This window comes from Haemophilus sp. HMSC061E01, from assembly GCF_001810345.1.
Lineage (GTDB): Bacteria > Pseudomonadota > Gammaproteobacteria > Enterobacterales > Pasteurellaceae > Haemophilus_D.
Genome location: NZ_KV801015.1, coordinates 142,574 through 161,721 on the forward strand (window position 1 = coordinate 142,574; position 19,148 = coordinate 161,721).

A 19,148-nucleotide genomic window follows, 5' to 3' on the forward strand; every position below is an offset into this window, starting at 1 on the left:
AAACCCTGTGGAAATAATCCGACAGGGTTTTCTATGAGTGGAAAAGAACTTACTTCTCGAGTTTTAACGGTTCAATTTTCCAGATATTTTTCGCATATTCAAGAATTGTACGGTCTGATGAGAAGAAGCCCATGTTCACCATATTTTGAATGGTACTTGCTATCCATACGTCACGATCTTGATATTTTTTATCTACCGCTTTTTGCGCTTCCACATAACTGCGGAAATCAGCAAAAGATTGGTAATAATCGTGGTATTGTAAACCTTGAATGAGAGAGTGATAACGGTTCGGTTCTTCCGGCGAGAAATCACCACGGATAATTTGGTCAATAACTTCACGTAATTGCTCGTCATTTTGATAATAATCAAACGGACGATAACCTTCGCGACGTAATGCTTCCACTTGTTCAACCGTATTACCAAAGATAAAGATGTGGTCTTCACCAACATTATCTAAAATCTCAACGTTCGCTCCATCAAGCGTACCCAATGTTAACGCACCATTTAAGGCAAACTTCATGTTACTGGTACCTGATGCTTCTGTTCCTGCAAGAGAGATTTGCTCAGAAATATCTGCCGCTGGAATGATTAATTGTGCAAGACTTACGCTGTAGTTCGGAATAAAGACAACTTTTAAACGACCTTTTAAGCGTTCATCATTATTGATAACATTCGCGACATCGTTAATTAAACGAATGGTTTGTTTTGCTGCATAGTAAGCTGAAGCCGCTTTACCCGCTAAAATGAACACACGTGGCTGCCAATCTTTTTCTGGATGAGCAAGCATTTCGTTGTAACGAGCAATAATGTGTAACACATTAAGCATTTGACGTTTGTATTCGTGAATACGTTTTACTTGTACATCAAATAAAGCATGTGGATCTAAATCAATATCAAGTGTTTTCTTCACATATTGTGCTAATTTCACTTTGTTATCGTATTTAATATCCGCAACTGCACGCTTAAATTCACCTTTATCTGCAAAGGCTTTAAGTTTTTCAATTTGGCTTAAATCGCAACGCCATTCAGAACCAATATATTGATCAAATAAAGCCGCTAATTTCGGGTTTGCTACGGCAAGCCAACGACGCGGTGTCACACCGTTTGTTACATTGGTGAAACGTTCTGGATAGATACGAGCAAAATCAGCAAAGGTTGATGTCACCATAAGATCTGAGTGAATTGCCGCAACACCGTTCACTTTATGAGAACCGACAACAGACAACCATCCCATGCGCACTTTACGTTGATATCCTTCTTCGATAAGTGAAACGCGACGGATAAAATCCATATCAGTCGTGACATACGTTTTCACATATTCAAGGAAATGATCATTAATTTCAAAAATCATTTGTAAGTGACGCGGTAAGATCTTCGCCATCATTTCTACCGGCCAGGTTTCTAATGCTTCAGACATCAAAGTATGGCAAGTATAAGAGAAAATACGACGAGTCACATCCCAAGCGTTTTGCCATGAGTAACCGTGTAAATCGATTAAAATACGCATCAACTCAGGAATGGCTAATGCCGGGTGGGTATCATTCAAGTGAATCGCTACTTTATCAGCAAGATTATCCAATGTACCATGGGTTCTTAAATGGCGACGGAGAATATCTTGTAAAGATGCTGATACTAAAAAGTACTCTTGACGTAAACGTAACTCACGACCATTCCAGGTAGAATCATCTGGATAAAGTACACGAGAAAGGTTTTGGTTAGCTGAACGCGTTGCCACCGCCGCTAAATGATCACCACGGTTAAATTCAGCTAAATCAAATAACTCTCCACCATGAGCAGACCATAAACGTAAGGTCGATGCCGAATCATTTTTATAGCCTGGGATCATTTGATCGTATGCAAGTGCGGTCACTTTTTCAGCCGGATTCCAGATACATTTTTTATCTTCAAAATAGATATGACCACCAAAATCAATACTGAAACGTTTTGATGGACGCATAAATTCCCAAGGCGCACCTTTTTCCAACCAATCATCCGGACGTTCAACTTGTTGACCATTTTCAATTTTTTGACGGAACATACCGTATTCATAACGAATACCGTAACCCATCGCAGGAATCGCTAATGTTGCCAGTGAGTCCATAAAGCAAGCAGCAAGGCGACCTAATCCCCCGTTACCTAAACCTGGATCCACTTCTTTTTCAATAATCTCTTCCAAATTAACATTTAATTCAGCCAGGGCTTTTTCTGCCACGTCATAAACACCTTCTGCGATCATCGCATTAGAAAGTGTACGGCCGATTAAGAATTCCATAGAAAGGTAATAAACACGACGAGTTTCTTCTGCACGAGATTGACGAGCGGTGGTAATCCAGCCTTCAGTCACTAAATCACGCACAGCATGAAGGGTTGCATTTAGCCAGTCGCGTTGACTCGCCTCTTTTGGTGAACGACCAATTAAGAAAATTAATTTATAAACAATTGCTTTTTTCACGCCTTCAACATCAAGACTTGGTCGATTGTAGAGAAATGGCGAATCAAAATTGTCCATGATCATAGAAAGTAAAACCTCAATAAAAAAATCGCGCAAATTTTAAGCTTTTTTACGAAAAAAACAACAAAAATCCCCCTCTTCAAAGGCGATTATTTTGAAGAGGGAGTAAATCCATTTAATTATGAGTCTAAAATGCTTAAATAGAGCTGCTCATATTGAGCGGCGGCATTTTTCCAACTAAAGTCCTGAGCCATGGCATTATTACGAACCATCGCCCAAACTCGTTGTTTTTGCCACAAGACAAAGGCATGCTGGATAGCACTTCGTAAATCATCTGCTTCGGCTTTTTGGAATACAAACCCCGTTGCAGTACGCGCTTTAATGGTTTCACTTGTACTGTTGGTCACGGTATCCGCTAATCCTCCCGTCGCACGAACAAGCGGCAATGTGCCATATTGCAAGCCATACAATTGAGTTAATCCACAAGGTTCAAAGCGACTTGGTACTAAAATGACATCACCGCCGGCAACCATTAAATGTGAAAGTGCTTCATCATAGCCAATTTTTACTGCAATATTTTCTGGGTAACGTTGTGCTAATTGGCAAATACCCTCTTCCAAATGTTTCGCACCCGAACCGAGAATGGTTAATTGGCCACCTTGTTTAACAATTTCATCCGCTGTGGCAATCAGTAAATCTACGCCTTTTTGTTCTGTTAAGCGAGTCACCATCACAAATAAGAGTGCATCAGGTTGTTGTGGCAAATTGAAGTAAGCTTGTAAATCAGCTTTATTTTTCTTCTTGCCTGCGACGGATTTTAATTTGTAGTGATGCTGAATATACGCATCACAACTTGGATGCCAAATTTCTTGATCCACGCCATTTAAAATCCCTACCAACTTGCCTGCTTCACGTAGGCCTGTTAGCAAGCCTTGCAAGCCATAAGCAAAGTCTGGTGTGGTGATTTCTTTCGCATAAGTAGGACTCACTGCTGTGACCATATCAGAATAATAGAGACCTGCTTTCAAATATGAAATTTGGCCAAATAACTCTAAACCATCAACATGGAACATGCCTTCTGGCAATCCAATTTCATGTAAATGGCGATGAGCGAATTGTCCCTGATAAGCCAAGTTATGAATCGTAAATACCGATTTTGCTGGACGACCTTTATTGAAGAGATAAGCGGCGGCTAAGCCCGCATGCCAATCATGGGCATGAACCACTTCAGCTCGCCACCAACTATCTAAGCCTGTCGCAAGCTCTGCCCCCACCCAACCTAATAACGCAAAACGCTTATAGTTATCGGCATAATCGTTGTAATCGGTATCATGATAAGGATTTCCTTCTCGCCAATAGAGATGTGGTGCATCAATCAGATAAATCCCCACGCCATTGTATTCGCCATAACGCAATACAACATGACCAGCAAAATTATCAAATTCTGTGACAACATGCGTATTCTCAATACCTGCAGAAATTTTTGGATAAGCCGGCAATAAAATACGTGTATCAATACCAATTTCTTTTTGTGCAAAAGGTAATGCCCCTAAAACATCGGCAAGTCCACCGGTTTTGAGTAAGGGATACAGTTCCGAGCAAACATGTAAAACTCTCATAATTTTCCTTTTATATTTAAAATTGTGCTGTCATTGATAACAGCACAATCTTTTTACTTCACTTAAAATACCGTCAAAATTGACCGCACTTTAATCCAAATGTTCTTCGTTAGTGACTTCTTCGCCTTGCAATTTTTTCAACATCGTTGAGGTTACAAGTACAACTTTACCGGTAGAACTCACACGGAAGCGTTTACTATCAAGCGCTTTGTCCACACCGATTTCCATACCATCTGGAATAATACAATGGCGATCAATAATACAATCTTTCAATGTACAATTTTTACCAATTTGTACTTGCGGTAACACGACACTGTGATCAACAGAAGAGCCTTCATCAATTTTGACTCTATCAAACAACACCGAGTTACTAATAGATGCATCGGTAATCACACAGCCACCACCTATAAGCGAGTTATCTACCGGTTTGACATTCGCTTTTTTATAGAAGAATTTAGATGGATAAGCCTGCACTGGATTACCACGAATTGGCCAGCTTTGATCATAAATATCTAATTGTGGATGCTCTGAAACTAAATCGATATTCGCTTGCCAGAAACTATCGAGTGTACCCACATCACGCCAGTAAATTTCACCTTCAGTGTTTCGGCCCATACAAGAACGGCTGAATGGATGCGCATAAAGCACGCCTTCTTCCAAGCATTTTGGCAAGACATCTTTGCCAAAGTCATGAGATGTGCAAGGTGTGTTTACTTCTCTATCTAGCATTTTATAGAGATATTCTGCATCAAAGACATAAATCCCCATGGAAGCTAATGAAATGTCTGGTTTACCAACCATTGCTGGTGGATCTTTTGGTTTCTCAACGAAGGCTTTCACTTTAAGGTTTTCGTTTACCGCCATGACACCAAATTCACTCGCTTCAGAACGCGGTACCTCAATACAACCTACTGTACATTTTGCTCCACTTCTCACGTGATCCATCAACATGACACTGTAATCTTGTTTATAAATATGGTCACCTGCAAGAATCAAAATGTATTTTGGACGATAGTGATTACGGATAATCGCCATATTTTGATACACCGCATCCGCTGTACCACGGTACCACGTAGAATCATCAATTTGTTGACGGGCAGGTAACATATCAACGAATTCACCACGCTCTTGCGGTAAGAATGACCAACCTGTTTGTAAATGGCGTAATAAAGAGTGAGCGGCATACTGGGTCACGACACCAATGCGATTCAGGCCTGAGTTAATACAGTTGGAAAGCGCAAAATCAATAATGCGACGATTACCGCCAAAATATAACGCAGGTTTAGCACGTTTATCGGTTAATTCATGTAAACGGGAACCACGACCACCAGCCAAAATAAGCACTAAAGTATCTTTAACTAATTCATATTTATTAAGATCGCTTTTCATAACAAACTCCATCGTTTTCATCATCCATATGTTCCAACACTTCAAATGCTATACCGCTCACATCACATTGTTGAATCACGCTATTTTCAGTTTCGGCAATCTTTTTCCATTTACCCTTTGGCAAATAAAAAGATTGCGGTTCAGTTTTTGCATTAATTAAGAAAAGATATTTGCCGTCCAACATAACTTGTAGGGCTTTGCTTTCCCGATTATGCCAATCGTCTAGTGTCATAGGGTTTCCCCCAGTATTCAACCACTCGACATTTTCATCCGACCACCAAGCCTCCTGTTGCAAACTTTGAATTTTTTTTCGAAATGCAATGGTTTGCTTGGTAAAGTCAAATAAGGTTTGGTTAAAATCATCCCACTTTAACCACGTAATTTCGTTATCTTGGCAATAGGCATTGTTGTTGCCATATTGGCTGTTGCCGAACTCATCTCCAGCAAGCAGCATGGGTACACCATTTGCCAGTAATAAAGAGCCTAACAAACCTTTTTCTGATAAAACACGGTTATTTTCGACCGCACTTTGCCATTCATCAGCTAAATCCAGTTGAGAACCTTCTATGCCATGATTGTAGCCATAATTTTCATTGCGTCCGTCACGGTTCTCTTCACCATTAGCATCATTGTGTTTATGGTTATAGCTCACTAAATCTCGTAACGTAAAACCATCATGAGCAGTAATAAAGTTCAAGCTACCATGCGGTAATCGTTCTTCTCGTTTAAAAATATCGCTAGAGCCAGCAAAACGTTCTGCAAAGGCCCCCACTTCACCACTTTGCCACAACCAAAAACGGCACATATCATCGCGGAAACGATCATTCCATTGAGAGAAATAAGCAGGAAAATAACCAACTTGATAGCCGTAATGACCAATATCCCAAGGTTCTGCGATTAATTTAATTTTTTGTAGAACCTCATCCTGTTCCATTTCCGCAAACAATTTTGCATTCGAATTGAAATCAGGCGTTTCACGACCAAGTACCGTGGCTAAATCAAAACGGAAACCATCCACATGACATTCTGTTACCCAGTAACGTAAACAATCTAATACCCATTTGCGAGTGACATCATTAGAAAGATTGAGCATATTGCCGCAACCCGTCCAGTTGAGGTAATCACCATGCTCGCTTTGCCAGTAATAGGTTTTATCATCAATACCGCGTTGGCAAAATGTTGGGAACGTTTTTTCAGATTCAGCCGTATGGTTAAACACCACATCTAAAATCACTTCAATGCCCGCTTGATGCAAGGTTTTCACCATGCTCTTAAACTCATTTAAAGGCTGTTTTTGATCAGCTGCGTAACTTGGTTCTAAAGCAAACATGGCTAGTGGGTTGTAGCCCCAATAATTACGTAATCCTTTTTCTTGCAAATGCGGTTCATCAATGAAGAAATTCACTGGAAGCAACTCAAGGCTGGTAATACCCAATGATTTAAAATACGCAATATTTTCAGGATGAGCTAAAGCCGCATAAGTGCCTCGAATATTTTCTGGAATACGGGAATTTAATTGGCTAAATCCTTTAACATTCAGTTCATACACAATGGTTTGAGCCCAAGGAATAGACGGTTTGCAATCCCCTGACCAATCAAAATGCTCGTCAATAATGTGGCCTTTAGGTGCAACGGCGGCATTATCTCGTTCATCATTTAACACGAAAATTGAACGAGATTCTGGTGAGCTTAAATCCGGTTTATGGCTTACTGCTTTGGCATAAGGATCAAGCATTAACTTTTGCGGATTGGCTAAAGTGCGGTTATTTTTGCCTGTGATTCTGAACGCATACTCATCATTTAACTCAACGCCTTCAATTGCCACATGCCAAATATCATCGGTTCTGCTCATGGCAAAACGGCTTTCTTTGCCATCACGGAACAAACAAAGTTCAACAGCATCGGCCGCACTAGAAAACAGCGCAAAATTCGAAATTTTTAGGCCGTTTTCCAGCGTTTGAGAATATCCCATTGGGGAAGGTTTGCCATTGTTATAAATACTAAACATTGTGTTTTTCGCGATTGTTATGCTTTATATTTTAAATAGATCGTTGCGAGTGGCGGAATGGTCACGCTAATCGAATTGTCACGTCCGTGACTTGTAATCGCTTCGCTTTTCACAGAGCCGAAATTACCTACATTTGAACCTTGATAATACATTGAGTCAGTATTCAAAATTTCTTCGTACTCACCCGCTGCATTAACCCCAATGCGATAGCCTTCGCGTGGCACCGGAGTAAAGTTACTGATCAAGATAATGCGTTCGCCATTACTGCTTTTACGTTCAAAAGCAAAGACCGAATTTTCCGCATCATCCACCACTAACCAATCAAAGCCTTCCGGTTCACCGTCTAATTCAAAGAGCGGTGCATTTTTTTGATAAATTCCGTTCAAATCTTTGACTAATTGCAATACACCTTTATGCCATAGGCCACCATGGTTTTCGTCAAGTAAGAACCAATCCAAACTTTCTTCATAATTCCATTCGCGACCTTGAGCAAATTCATTGCCCATGAATAATAATTTCTTACCTGGATAGCCCCACATATAACCGTAGTAAGCACGCAAGTTAGCGAATTTTTGCCATGCATCGCCCGGCATTTTGCCAAGTAACGAACATTTGCCATGTACAACTTCATCGTGAGAAAGTGGCAATACAAAGTTTTCACTGTATTGATAAATCATCCCGAAGGTCATTTTGTCGTGATGATAACGACGATAAACTGGATCGAGTTTCATATAACTTAGGGTGTCATTCATCCAGCCCATGTTCCATTTAAAATTAAATCCAAGACCACCGTTTTCTGTCGGATGGGTTACGCCACCGAAAGATGTGGATTCTTCCGCAATCGAAATCGCACCGGACACCTCAGAATGGATTTTCCAGTTGGTATGTTTTAAAAATTCAATGGCTTCTAAATTTTCACGACCGCCATATTGATTCGGAATCCATTCGCCTTCAGCACGGCTGTAATCGCGGTAAATCATTGATGCGACCGCATCTACACGGATACCATCTACACCAAATCGTTCAAGCCAATACAGTGCATTACTGGATAAGAAGTTTCTCACTTCATTACGACCATAGTTATAAATTAAGGTATTCCAGTCTTGATGATAGCCTTCACGTGGGTCAGCATGTTCATATAAGGCTGTACCGTCAAATGCGACTAAGCCGTGTGTATCACTTGGAAAATGCCCTGGCACCCAGTCTAAAATCACATTAATGCCTGCTTTATGGGCTTTTTCGACTAAGCGTTTAAAGCCTTCTGGTGTACCAAAACGACTCGTTGGTGAATACAGCCCTATCGGTTGATAGCCCCAAGAGCCATCGAATGGAAATTCGGAGAGCGGTAAAAACTCAATATGCGTAAAACCCATATGTTTTACATAAGGAATAAGTTCATCAGCAATTTGGTCATAATCAAGCCAGAAATTATTTTCTAAATTACGGCGCCATGATCCCAAATGTACTTCGTAAATCGAAATAGGTTGATTACGTTGGTTCGCTTTACGACGTTGCTCCGTCATTTCGACTACATCCGGCAACATGCTGATTTCGGATGCTGTATCTGGACGTAATTCAGAGCTAAATGCATAAGGGTCAGCTTTTAAACGAAGGTTGCCGTTGCAATCAATCAATTCAAATTTATAGCGTTGCCCCAAACTGGCTTTTGGTAAGAATAACTCCCACACACCACTTGCCGGATGGAAACGCATTGGATGACGACGACCATCCCAATAGTTAAAATCACCTACCAACGAAACGCGCTTAGCATTTGGCGCCCATACACGGAAATTTACGCCCGGTACACTGTCACATTCAGTAAAATGTGCACCTAATACTTCATAAGGACGCAATAACGAACCTTCCGCCAATAGCCATTGATCCAAGTCATTAATCATCGGATGAAAACGGTACGGATCTTCAATAATTTGGGCTTCTACGCCCCAATACACTTTTAATTGGTAGGTAAAGAAATGGTGAATCTCTGGCACAATAGCACCAAAAAATCCGCGGTCATCCAGTTTTTCTAGTTCAACAACGATGGATTGACTTTCTTTATCAATCACTTCGACTTTATCTGCATCGGGTAATAAAGCACGAATCTCAATACCATTGTGAGTTTCATGCATGCCTAATACAGCAAAAGGATCGGCATGTTTGCCATCAAAAAATGAATTAATTACTGATTGAGCGACTAATTTCGTCATGACATACTCCTTTATGCTTTGCAAGCTTGATTATTTACAACCGATAGTATTTTCTCGTTTGTTGAGCGGCAAAAAGCATTAAACGATGATAGATAAAAGGCAAAGCAGGCAATGAATGAAAGTGCGGTTGAATATGGAATGGTTTTTTCAAGCTGAATTTGGTTTTGCTCGTCGAGCAATTGATAACGCAAAGAAGCATCAGGGGGAGAAGAAAACGCGACTAAATCATCATGAATGGGTTCGTTTTCAAAGGCACATATGACATCTTGGAACGGCTGATTTTGTCCAATATTCGGCGGAAATTGCAACTGCTCGATAAAATAATCAATACTGGTTGGCGACGCATCAATCAAATGCCCATTAATATCATAATGGGAAAACGAAATGCCAAGTTTTTCAGCAGATTGTTTAAGTGATAAGGACATTTGCATACAACGAATGATACATCTATATAATACTTATTAAGTATTATAAGTAAGCACAATTGAAATACAATTGCCAATCTTGCAAATTGTGACCTAAATCAAAAAACAAAGTTTAAAGAGAATAAAAAAACAACGAAATTTAAATTATTCAGTTTCAATGACAAATTCAAACCAATCAATGACATCTTCTTCATGTACGCCATCTTGAATTAAAACACCTGCATTTTTCACTGAATTAGGAGCGCCGCTGATTAAAGGATGCCATTCGGGTAAAGGTTTCCCCTCATACAATAAACGATACGCACAGGTATTCGGCAACCACCCAAAATCAGGCAAGTTCTTTTTGGTTAATTTGGTACAATCACTTTCGATTTTAAAACGTTCTGGATAATTACGACACTTTCCTGTTTCTACATCTAATAAATTGCAAGCAATGCGTGTGTAATAGAGTTTTTCACGTTTGCCTCGCCCTTGAATGTATTTTCGATAACAGCATTTCCCGCAGCCATCACATAGGGCTTCCCATTCGGATTCCGTCATTTCAAGGAGCGATTTTGTTTGCCAAAAATGAGATTCAAATTGCATAGTGAAACCAATAAAAAAGTGCGGTCAAAATTTACGTGATTTTTGACCGCACTTTGTTGTTTAGAATTAGAAGCCTTCTTTTAAGCTTACGGTCAAGTTAAACACTAAGTGCTCTGGGCGGCTGTCTTTGTTATCCGCACAGAAATAACCTTCGCGTTCAAATTGGTAACCTTTTTCTAGTTCTGCATTTGCGAGGCTTTGTTCTACAAAACCGTGTTTCACCACTAAAGAGGTTGGATTTAACACGCTTTCGATTTCTTCTGCTGCACCTGGGTTTGGTACGGTGAAGAGACGTTCATATAAACGGAACTCCGCTGGGTGATTATGTACTGCAGATACCCAGTGAATTACCCCTTTCACTTTACGACCATCAGCTGGATTTTTACCTAAGGTTTCAGGATCGTAAGTACAGAAGATCGTAGTAATTTCACCATTTGCATCTTTCTCTACGCGTTCAGCTTTAATCACATAAGCGTTACGTAAACGCACTTCTTTACCTAATACTAAACGTTTATATTGTTTGTTTGCTTCTTCACGGAAGTCTGCTCGATCAATATAAAGCTCTTTCGTAAACGGTAATTGACGCTCACCTAATTCTGGACGATTTGGGTGATTTGGTGCCGTTAAGGTTTCTTCGCCTTCAAAGTTTTCAATCACTACGCGAACAGGATCAATCACCGCCATTGCACGTGGTGCATTTTCATTTAAATCGTCTCGAATGCATGCTTCAAGCGCAGAATACTCTACGACGTTATCTTGTTTAGTCACACCAATACGACGGCAGAATTCACGTAACGAAGCCGGGGTATAACCGCGACGACGTAAACCTGAAATCGTTGGCATACGCGGATCGTTCCAACCATCTACAATGCCATCATTCACCAATTTCAATAATTTACGTTTAGATGTTAACGTACCTTCTAAATTTAAACGAGAGAATTCATATTGATGTGGCAATGGACGTTCAATACTAATATTGTCCAACACCCAGTCATATAAACGACGGTTGTCTTGGAATTCTAATGTGCATAAAGAGTGTGTAATACGCTCAATCGCATCAGAGATACAGTGAGTGAAATCGTACATTGGGTAAATGCACCATTTGTCACCGGTTTGGTGATGGCTAGCAAATTTAATACGATAAAGCACAGGGTCACGCATGACCATAAATGGTGAAGCCATATCGATTTTCGCACGAAGACTTAATGTACCTTTGGCAAACTCACCATTTTTCATTCTTTCAAATAACGCTAAGTTTTCTTCGACACTACGATCACGATATGGACTGTTTTTACCTGGCTCAGTTAATGTACCGCGATACTCACGCATTTGGTCTGGTGAAAGTTCATCTACATAGGCTAAACCTTTCTCGATTAACTCAATCGCATAGCCATAAAGTGCATCGAAGTAATCAGATGCATAACGCGGTTCGCCTTCCCATTTAAAACCTAACCATTCCACATCGGCTTTGATGGAATCCACATATTCCACGTCTTCTTTTACTGGGTTGGTATCGTCAAAACGTAGGTTACATAAACCGTTATATTCTTTTGCCAAGCCGAAGTTTAAGCAAATCGATTTTGCGTGGCCAATATGTAAATAGCCATTCGGCTCAGGCGGGAAACGAGTATGAACACTTTTGTGTTTACCCGAAGCTAAATCTTCATCAATAATTTGAGTAATGAAATTGTGTGTGCGGGTATTTTCCGCATTTTCTAGAGTGTGTTCTGTATTGCTCATAAATTTCTCAATAAATTGAAAATAATTTCCCCATTCTATACGAAAAGTCTGGCGTTGTGAATTTGATCACAAAACTAACCGCACTTTCATTAAATTAAGACTGAATTTTTTAGGATTTTTAGGTCTAACTTGAAGATTTTTCGTGCAAACTGAAAAGTTTACCTTTAGAATACCACTTTACTGAACAAACGTTCATTTTTATTTAGGATAACAAAGTCTTTATGAAAAAACGCTTTTTTATTTTACTCGGATTACTCGTTGCTACCGGTGCTGTTTATTATTTTTTCTCAAGCAATAACAAACAAGAAACCACCTATCTGACTGAATCGGTTACACGTGGCAATGTGGAAAAAACAGTTGTCGCCTCTGGTTCAGTTGAAAGCGTGAATGAAGTTGATGTTGGTGCTCAAGCTTCAGGTGAAATCACTAAACTCTATGTCAAATTAGGGCAAGAAATCAAAAAAGGCGAAATGATTGCAGATATTGATTCTACAACCCAAATTAATACCTTAAATACCAAAAAAGCGGCATTGGTCAGCTATCAAGCTCAATTAAAAGCGAAGAAAACTGCTTATGATGTAGCTCTTTCAAGTTATAACCGCTTATCAAAACTTTATACACAAAAAGCGACGTCTTTGGATAGTTTGAATACTGCAAAAAGCACACTTGATAATGCGAAAGCTGAAATGGAAGCCATTGAAGCCAATATCAAACAAGCTGAAATTGAAGTGAATACCGCAGAAACCAATGTGGGTTACACCAAAATCACCGCCCCAATGGACGGTACCGTTATTTCTGTGCCTGTTTCAGAAGGTCAAACCGTTAACGCCAACCAAACGACGCCAACGATTGTAACCATTGCTGATTTAAGCAAAATGAAAATTAAGCCTGAAATTTCAGAAGGCGATATTACTAAAGTTAAAGCAGGTCAAGAAGTCAGCTTTACTATTTTATCAGATAGCCAAACCGTATATCACTCCGTTATTGATTCTGTTGATCCAGCCAATACTACGACAAGTGATAGCTCTTCAACATCATCTTTAAGTAGCTCAAGCAGCTCAACGACCAGTGCGATCTACTATTACGCCAATGTTTTGATTGATAACCCTGATCGTACTTTACGCATCGGAATGACGACAGAAAACAACATCAAAATTGCCAACGCGAAAGATGTGTTATTAATTTCCAATATGGCTATTCAAAAACGTGATGGCAAAAGCTTTGTCAATGTATTGAATGATAAAAATCAACCTGAACCGCGTGAAGTTGAAATCGGTGTTCAAAATGATTTCAAAACTGAAATCAAATCGGGTTTAAACGAAGGTGAAAAAGTCATCGTGTCGCAAGTTGCGAATGGTGAACAAGTTGGCTCTATGCCTCGTGGTCCAAGAATGTTCTAAAAGTGCGGTAGAAAATTAATGAATATTATTGAAATTAAGGATCTCAACCGTTACTTCGGTGAAGGCGAAAATCGTGTTCATATTTTAAAGAATATCTCTTTAAATATAGAAAAAGGCGATTTCGTCGCGATTATTGGGCAATCAGGTTCCGGTAAATCGACCTTGATGAATATCATCGGATGCTTGGATACGGCAACCAGTGGTTCTTACAAAATCAATGGGAGAGAAACCATTGAATTAAGCAAAGATCAACTTTCAGATTTACGTAGCCAAAAATTCGGCTTTATTTTCCAACGCTATAACTTATTATCAAGTTTAACTGCCGCTGAGAACGTCGCTTTGCCTGCAATTTATGCGGGAATATCACAAGAAAAACGTCTTTCTCGTGCGAAGCAACTTTTAGAAAAATTAGGCTTAGGTGATAAATGGCAAAATAAACCCAGCCAGCTTTCTGGTGGTCAGCAACAACGTGTGAGTATTGCCCGTGCGTTGATGAATGGCGGTGAAATTATCTTAGCCGATGAACCCACTGGCGCATTGGATTCACAAAGCGGTCAAAAGGTGATGGAAATTCTGCGTCAATTACACGCAGAAGGCCACACCATTATTATGGTAACCCACGATCGTGAAATTGCCGCCAGCGCGAATCGCGTGATTGAAATTAAAGACGGTGAAATCATTGGCGATACACAAAAAGAAGCAGTAAAAAGTGCGGTCAAAAATCCAACCAAATCTAAATCGCACTTTGGATTTAGCAAAGATCAATTTGTAGAAGCCTTTCGTATGTCGGTGAGTGCGATTATCGCCCACAAAATGCGTTCTCTTTTAACCATGCTCGGGATTATTATCGGGATTACCTCCGTGGTTTCCGTCGTGGCATTGGGAAATGGTTCACAACAGAAAATCTTAGCAAATATTAAAGGCATCGGTACAAGTACTATGACTATCTTTAATGGTACTGGTTTTGGCGATCGTCGTGCTGAACAGATGCAGAACCTTACAATTAATGATGCCACTGCTTTAAATCAACAAAGCTATGTACAAAGTGTCACGCCGAATAGCTCATCAAGTGGCACATTAATTTATGGTAACCAGACGTTCTCCTCGACCAGTTTAAAAGGTGTAGGTGAACAATATTTTGATGTCGATGGATTAAAACTAAAATCCGGTAATTTATTTTCGGCTCAAGATGTTGCTGATAACAACCAAGTAGCCTTAATCGATGAAAGTGCGAAAAAATCGATTTTCCCGGATGAAAATCCTATCGGTAAAATCGTAATGTTTAACAAACGTCCATTACGTATTATTGGCGTGGTATCTGATAAACAAATGGGCGGGGCAAGCAGTTCACTTAATCTCTATGCCCCTTACACTACCGTGATGAATCGTATTTCGGGCAGCAAAAAAATTGGGTCGATTACGGTAAAAGTGGATGATTCTGTCAATACGACTGTCGCTGAAAAAGGAATTACTGAATTGCTCACTATGCGTCATGGTAAAAAAGATTTCTTCATCATGAATAGCGATACCATTAAACAAACCATTGAAAGTACCACTGGCACAATGAAATTGCTCATTTCCTCTATCGCCTTTATTTCATTAATCGTTGGTGGGATTGGGGTGATGAATATCATGTTGGTTTCCGTGACAGAGCGAACTAAAGAAATTGGTGTACGCATGGCTATTGGCGCGAGACAATTTAATATTCTGCAACAATTTTTAATTGAAGCCGTGCTGATTTGTTTAATTGGCGGCGTGACGGGGATTCTGCTTTCGGGCCTAATCGGTCTGTTATTTAACGTATTTATGACTGACTTTACGATGGCATTCTCTACCGGCTCAATTGTTGCGGCAGTGGTCTTCTCTACCCTTATTGGTGTGATCTTCGGCTATATGCCGGCAAAACGTGCAGCGCAATTAGATCCAATTACAGCTCTTGCTCGAGAATAAAGAAATTTTGTAAAACACAAAAGAGCGGTTAAAATTCTTACTAATTTTTAACCGCACTTTAATTTAAAAGAAAGGAAAAAATCCATGTTAAAAATGAAAAAATTAACCTTAGCAATCGCGATGGCAACTGCTCTAGCAGGTTGTGCCAATATCGGTGATTCTTATAAAGCGAGCCAGCAGGATTACCAAAATTATGCGGAAATCACTAAACAATTTAATGTAAAAGAAAACTGGTGGGCGCTTTACAATGATTCACAATTAAATCGTGTGGTAGAACAAGCATTAGTTAACAACAAAGATTTAGCCAAAGCGTCTGTTGCCGTAAATCGTGCTCTATATAATGCAAACCTTGCAGGCGCGAATTTAATTCCGGCATTTAGCGGTTCAACCCAATCTTCCGCAAGTAAAAACGTGAAAACGGGTGGTAGCTCAGCAGTAAGCCATCAAGGTGCATTAAATGTGAGTTATACATTAGATTTATGGCAACGTTTAGCAGATACTGCAGATGCCGCAGAATGGTCACACAAAGCAACGGCTGAAGATTTAGAAGCAACGAAACTTTCACTCATCAACTCTGTTGTGACAACCTATTATCAAATAGCCTACTTGAATGATGCGATCAGCACAACCGAAGAAACCATTAAATACTACAACGACATTAGCAGCATTATGCAACGTCGTTTATCACAAGGTGTGGCGGACAGCGCAAGCGTAGATCAAGCACAACAAGCGGTATTGAACGCACGTAACAACTTAATCAACTATCAAACGCAACGTAAAACAGCGGAACAAACTTTACGTAACTTACTGAACTTAAAACCAGAAGAAGCATTAAATATCAACTTCCCACACATTCTTAATGTAAAAAATGTAGGCGTGAATTTAAATGTGCCTGTTTCTGTGATTGCGAATCGTCCTGATGTGAAAGGCTATCAATATCGCTTAAGCAGTGCATTCAAAAATGCGAAAGCAACCGAAAAAGGTTGGTTCCCAGAAGTGACTTTAGGCGGCAGCTTAACATCAAGTGGCACTAAAGTCGGTAACGCATTGCACAATCCAGTTGGTACAGGTTTAATCGGCATTAGCCTACCATTCCTCAACTGGAATACGGTGAAATGGAACGTGAAAATCTCTGAAGCCGATTATGAAACCGCACGTTTAAACTACGAGCAAAGTATTACTAAAGCTTTGAATGATGTAGATACCAACTACTTCGCCTATACACAAGCGCAAAGTGCCTTTGCTAACTTGCAAAAAACACACAGCTATAATCAACGTATCACCAAATACTATCGTGATCGTTACAATGCTGGTGTATCTGAATTACGTGAATGGCTCGCCGCGGCAAACACAGAGAAAAGCTCTCAACTTTCTATCTTGAATGCGAAATACAACATCATTCAAGCAGAAAATGCCGTATATAGTTCAATGGCAGGTTATTACTCTCGTTAAAATTATGATTAAGGAAGTTTCGGCTTCCTTAATTTTTTTATGGACATGAAAATGAAAAAACAACTGACTTTTTATTTCATTCGCCACGGTAAAACTGTTTGGAATACAGAAGGTTTAATGCAAGGTCATGGCGATTCCCCTTTGACTGAAGAAGGCGTTAATGGCGCGAAAAAAACAGGTGTGGCACTTAATCATATTCCTTTTGTCGCGGCCTACTCTAGCGTATTAAAACGTACCATCGCGACAGCCTCTCATATTATTGGTGAACGAGATATCCCCCTTTTCCATCACCAAGGTTTAAATGAACAGTATTTTGGTTCTTGGGAAGGCAAAGTTGTTGATACGTTAAGAGAACATCCAGAGTTCAAACAACTCATTAAAGATCCTGCCAATTACAAAGCTCAAGTAAATGGCGGAGAAACGTTCGAACAATTGGGCGAGCGAGCCATGAAAGCATTGCACGACATTATTAAGATCCACAATCAAGGCAATATTCTCATTGTGTCGCATGGCCATACTCTACGTTTATTGCTTGCCTTATTAAATGGCGCAACCTGGCAAAATCACCGCGATGAAGATAAATCAGTATCGCTTATTAACACCTCAATTAGTGTTGTGCATTATGACGATGAGAACGGTTTTTGCGTTGAGAAAATAAATGATGCAGATCATTTAAAATAAGCAAATTTCGCTAAAAAAATAACCGCACTTTAGATGACCTAAAGTGCGGTTAATTTTTATGATGTTTTTGTAATTATTTCACTTCGCGGAATAAAATCTCGCTTGGAATCACAGAACCTTGCCAGTAAAGCTCGGTTGATACTTTCTCTGCTAAATCTAAGAAAGATTTCGCAATTTCACTGTCTGGTGCAGCAACTACAGTTGGTTTACCCGCATCCAAATCTTGACGAACTTGGATATTCAACGGTAACTGACCTAATACTTTCACATTGTATTTTTGTGCCATTTTTTCTGCTCCACCAGTACCGAAAATTGCTTCGTGATGACCACAATTGCTACAAATATGCATAGACATATTTTCCACAATACCTAACACTGGCACCGATACACGTTCAAACATCGATACACCTTTCACCGCATCTAATAATGCAATATCTTGTGGGGTTGTGACCACTACCGCACCCGTTACAGGGATTTGTTGTGAAAGCGTTAATTGGATATCACCTGTACCCGGTGGCATATCAATCACTAAGTAATCTAAGCTGTCCCATAAGGTTTCATTTAAAAGTTGGCTTAATGCGCTACTTGCCATTGGACCACGCCAAATGGTTGCATTATCTTCATCCATTAAGAAACCAATCGAGTTAGCAGATAAACCATACGCTTTAATTGGGGTAATATGTTGGTTATCTGGTGAAGTTGGGCGTTGATGCGGCGCACCTAACATATGCGGAATAGATGGGCCGTAAATATCTGCATCTAAGATCCCTACGCGAGCACCTTGAGCTTGTAAAGCAAGCGCAAGATTCACCGAAACGGATGATTTCCCTACCCCGCCTTTACCTGAAGTCACTGCAATGATGTTCTTCACACCTTTTACAGCGGGTTGATTATTCGCACGTTTTAACGTTGCGATTTGATAATTCACTACCCATTTGATTTCTTTGCTATCCGTTGCTTTTAATAACGCATCAGAAAGCTGTTGTTTCACTTGCTCCACGCCAGTGTTCCATGCAAAAGGCAGTTGTAATTCAATACGCAATACATCGCCACCTTTTTCTACTTTCTTCAAAGTATTTAATGCGATTAAATCTTTTTGCAAACTTGGGTGTTGAAATTGTTGGAAAAGTTGCAGAACCTGAGCTTGTTGTTCTGCTGTTAAATTTTCAGAAAAAGCAGTTGCCATAATATTCCTTTAATAGTAGTAGGTAGTAGAGTAAATTTGTCAGGGATATTCTAC

The 19,148-nt window shown here is 39.8% G+C and carries 13 protein-coding genes; 4 read left to right on the top strand and 9 right to left on the bottom strand.

Annotated elements, in window-relative coordinates:
* Positions 1 to 49: 49 nt before the first annotated feature.
* The 8 genes from HMPREF2732_RS06620 to glnS all read right to left on the bottom strand — a co-directional run bounded on the left by HMPREF2732_RS06620 (position 50) and on the right by glnS (position 12,425).
* Positions 50 to 2,515, bottom strand: a complete 2,466-nt coding sequence (locus tag HMPREF2732_RS06620; protein WP_070592181.1) for a glycogen/starch/alpha-glucan phosphorylase — start codon at positions 2,513 to 2,515, stop codon at positions 50 to 52.
* Between the two features lie 116 nt (positions 2,516 to 2,631).
* Positions 2,632 to 4,071, bottom strand: coding sequence for a glycogen synthase GlgA (glgA, locus tag HMPREF2732_RS06625; RefSeq protein ID WP_070592182.1), 1,440 nt, complete (start codon positions 4,069 to 4,071; stop codon positions 2,632 to 2,634).
* A 90-nt stretch (positions 4,072 to 4,161) separates the two neighbouring features.
* The gene (gene glgC / locus HMPREF2732_RS06630) at positions 4,162 to 5,460 is read right to left on the bottom strand and encodes a glucose-1-phosphate adenylyltransferase (RefSeq protein WP_070592183.1); all 1,299 of its coding nucleotides are present in this window, start codon (positions 5,458 to 5,460) and stop codon (positions 4,162 to 4,164) included.
* Positions 5,444 to 7,468: a glycogen debranching protein GlgX gene (glgX, locus tag HMPREF2732_RS06635; RefSeq protein ID WP_070592184.1), complete on the bottom strand. Its 2,025-nt coding sequence runs from the start codon at positions 7,466 to 7,468 to the stop codon at positions 5,444 to 5,446. Before glgX ends, glgC begins: the two co-directional genes overlap by 17 nt.
* A 17-nt stretch (positions 7,469 to 7,485) precedes the next feature.
* The gene (gene glgB, locus HMPREF2732_RS06640) at positions 7,486 to 9,675 is read right to left on the bottom strand and encodes a 1,4-alpha-glucan branching protein GlgB (protein ID WP_049384004.1); all 2,190 of its coding nucleotides are present in this window, start codon (positions 9,673 to 9,675) and stop codon (positions 7,486 to 7,488) included.
* An 11-nt stretch (positions 9,676 to 9,686) separates the two neighbouring features.
* Positions 9,687 to 10,100 (bottom strand): 4-alpha-glucanotransferase, encoded by a 414-nt coding sequence (locus HMPREF2732_RS06645; protein WP_239660929.1) that lies wholly within the window; start codon positions 10,098 to 10,100, stop codon positions 9,687 to 9,689.
* A 144-nt stretch (positions 10,101 to 10,244) separates the two neighbouring features.
* A complete protein-coding gene (locus HMPREF2732_RS06650) occupies positions 10,245 to 10,685 on the bottom strand; it encodes a YcgN family cysteine cluster protein (RefSeq protein WP_049384005.1) in 441 nt (146 codons plus the stop codon).
* Positions 10,686 to 10,751: 66 nt separating this feature from the next.
* Complete coding sequence (gene glnS / locus HMPREF2732_RS06655; protein WP_070592185.1) at positions 10,752 to 12,425, bottom strand: glutamine--tRNA ligase; 1,674 nt, start codon at positions 12,423 to 12,425, stop codon at positions 10,752 to 10,754.
* Between the two features lie 221 nt (positions 12,426 to 12,646).
* On the opposite strand from glnS, the gene HMPREF2732_RS06660 reads away from it, so the two are divergent.
* The 4 genes from HMPREF2732_RS06660 to HMPREF2732_RS06675 all read left to right on the top strand — a co-directional run bounded on the left by HMPREF2732_RS06660 (position 12,647) and on the right by HMPREF2732_RS06675 (position 17,908).
* Complete coding sequence (locus HMPREF2732_RS06660) at positions 12,647 to 13,825, top strand: efflux RND transporter periplasmic adaptor subunit (RefSeq protein WP_049384007.1); 1,179 nt, start codon at positions 12,647 to 12,649, stop codon at positions 13,823 to 13,825.
* An 18-nt stretch (positions 13,826 to 13,843) separates the two neighbouring features.
* Positions 13,844 to 15,775, top strand: coding sequence for a MacB family efflux pump subunit (locus HMPREF2732_RS06665; RefSeq protein WP_070592186.1), 1,932 nt, complete (start codon positions 13,844 to 13,846; stop codon positions 15,773 to 15,775).
* An 84-nt stretch (positions 15,776 to 15,859) separates the two neighbouring features.
* Positions 15,860 to 17,227 (top strand): toxin/drug exporter TdeA, encoded by a 1,368-nt coding sequence (gene tdeA, locus HMPREF2732_RS06670; RefSeq protein WP_070592187.1) that lies wholly within the window; start codon positions 15,860 to 15,862, stop codon positions 17,225 to 17,227.
* 51 nt (positions 17,228 to 17,278) lie between these two features.
* On the top strand, positions 17,279 to 17,908 hold the full coding sequence (locus tag HMPREF2732_RS06675; protein ID WP_049372549.1) for a histidine phosphatase family protein: 630 nt from the start codon (positions 17,279 to 17,281) through the stop codon (positions 17,906 to 17,908).
* A 73-nt stretch (positions 17,909 to 17,981) separates the two neighbouring features.
* On the opposite strand, the gene apbC is transcribed toward HMPREF2732_RS06675, so the two are convergent.
* The gene (gene apbC / locus HMPREF2732_RS06680) at positions 17,982 to 19,094 is read right to left on the bottom strand and encodes an iron-sulfur cluster carrier protein ApbC (RefSeq protein WP_049364122.1); all 1,113 of its coding nucleotides are present in this window, start codon (positions 19,092 to 19,094) and stop codon (positions 17,982 to 17,984) included.
* Between the last annotated feature and the right edge of the window lie 54 nt (positions 19,095 to 19,148).

Bases quoted from the DNA above. Each gene is read 5' to 3' on its own strand.
- HMPREF2732_RS06650 (WP_049384005.1), bottom strand. From the start codon at position 10,685: ATGCAATTTGAATCTCATTTTTGGCAAACAAAATCGCTCCTTGAAATG.
- HMPREF2732_RS06620 (WP_070592181.1), bottom strand. From the start codon at position 2,515: ATGATCATGGACAATTTTGATTCGCCATTTCTCTACAATCGACCAAGT.
- HMPREF2732_RS06660 (WP_049384007.1), top strand. From the start codon at position 12,647: ATGAAAAAACGCTTTTTTATTTTACTCGGATTACTCGTTGCTACCGGT.
- glnS (WP_070592185.1), bottom strand. From the start codon at position 12,425: ATGAGCAATACAGAACACACTCTAGAAAATGCGGAAAATACCCGCACA.
- glgC (WP_070592183.1), bottom strand. From the start codon at position 5,460: ATGAAAAGCGATCTTAATAAATATGAATTAGTTAAAGATACTTTAGTG.
- tdeA (WP_070592187.1), top strand. From the start codon at position 15,860: ATGTTAAAAATGAAAAAATTAACCTTAGCAATCGCGATGGCAACTGCT.
- HMPREF2732_RS06645 (WP_239660929.1), bottom strand. From the start codon at position 10,100: ATGTCCTTATCACTTAAACAATCTGCTGAAAAACTTGGCATTTCGTTT.
- glgA (WP_070592182.1), bottom strand. From the start codon at position 4,071: ATGAGAGTTTTACATGTTTGCTCGGAACTGTATCCCTTACTCAAAACC.
- HMPREF2732_RS06675 (WP_049372549.1), top strand. From the start codon at position 17,279: ATGAAAAAACAACTGACTTTTTATTTCATTCGCCACGGTAAAACTGTT.
- HMPREF2732_RS06665 (WP_070592186.1), top strand. From the start codon at position 13,844: ATGAATATTATTGAAATTAAGGATCTCAACCGTTACTTCGGTGAAGGC.
- glgB (WP_049384004.1), bottom strand. From the start codon at position 9,675: ATGACGAAATTAGTCGCTCAATCAGTAATTAATTCATTTTTTGATGGC.
- glgX (WP_070592184.1), bottom strand. From the start codon at position 7,468: ATGTTTAGTATTTATAACAATGGCAAACCTTCCCCAATGGGATATTCT.
- apbC (WP_049364122.1), bottom strand. From the start codon at position 19,094: ATGGCAACTGCTTTTTCTGAAAATTTAACAGCAGAACAACAAGCTCAG.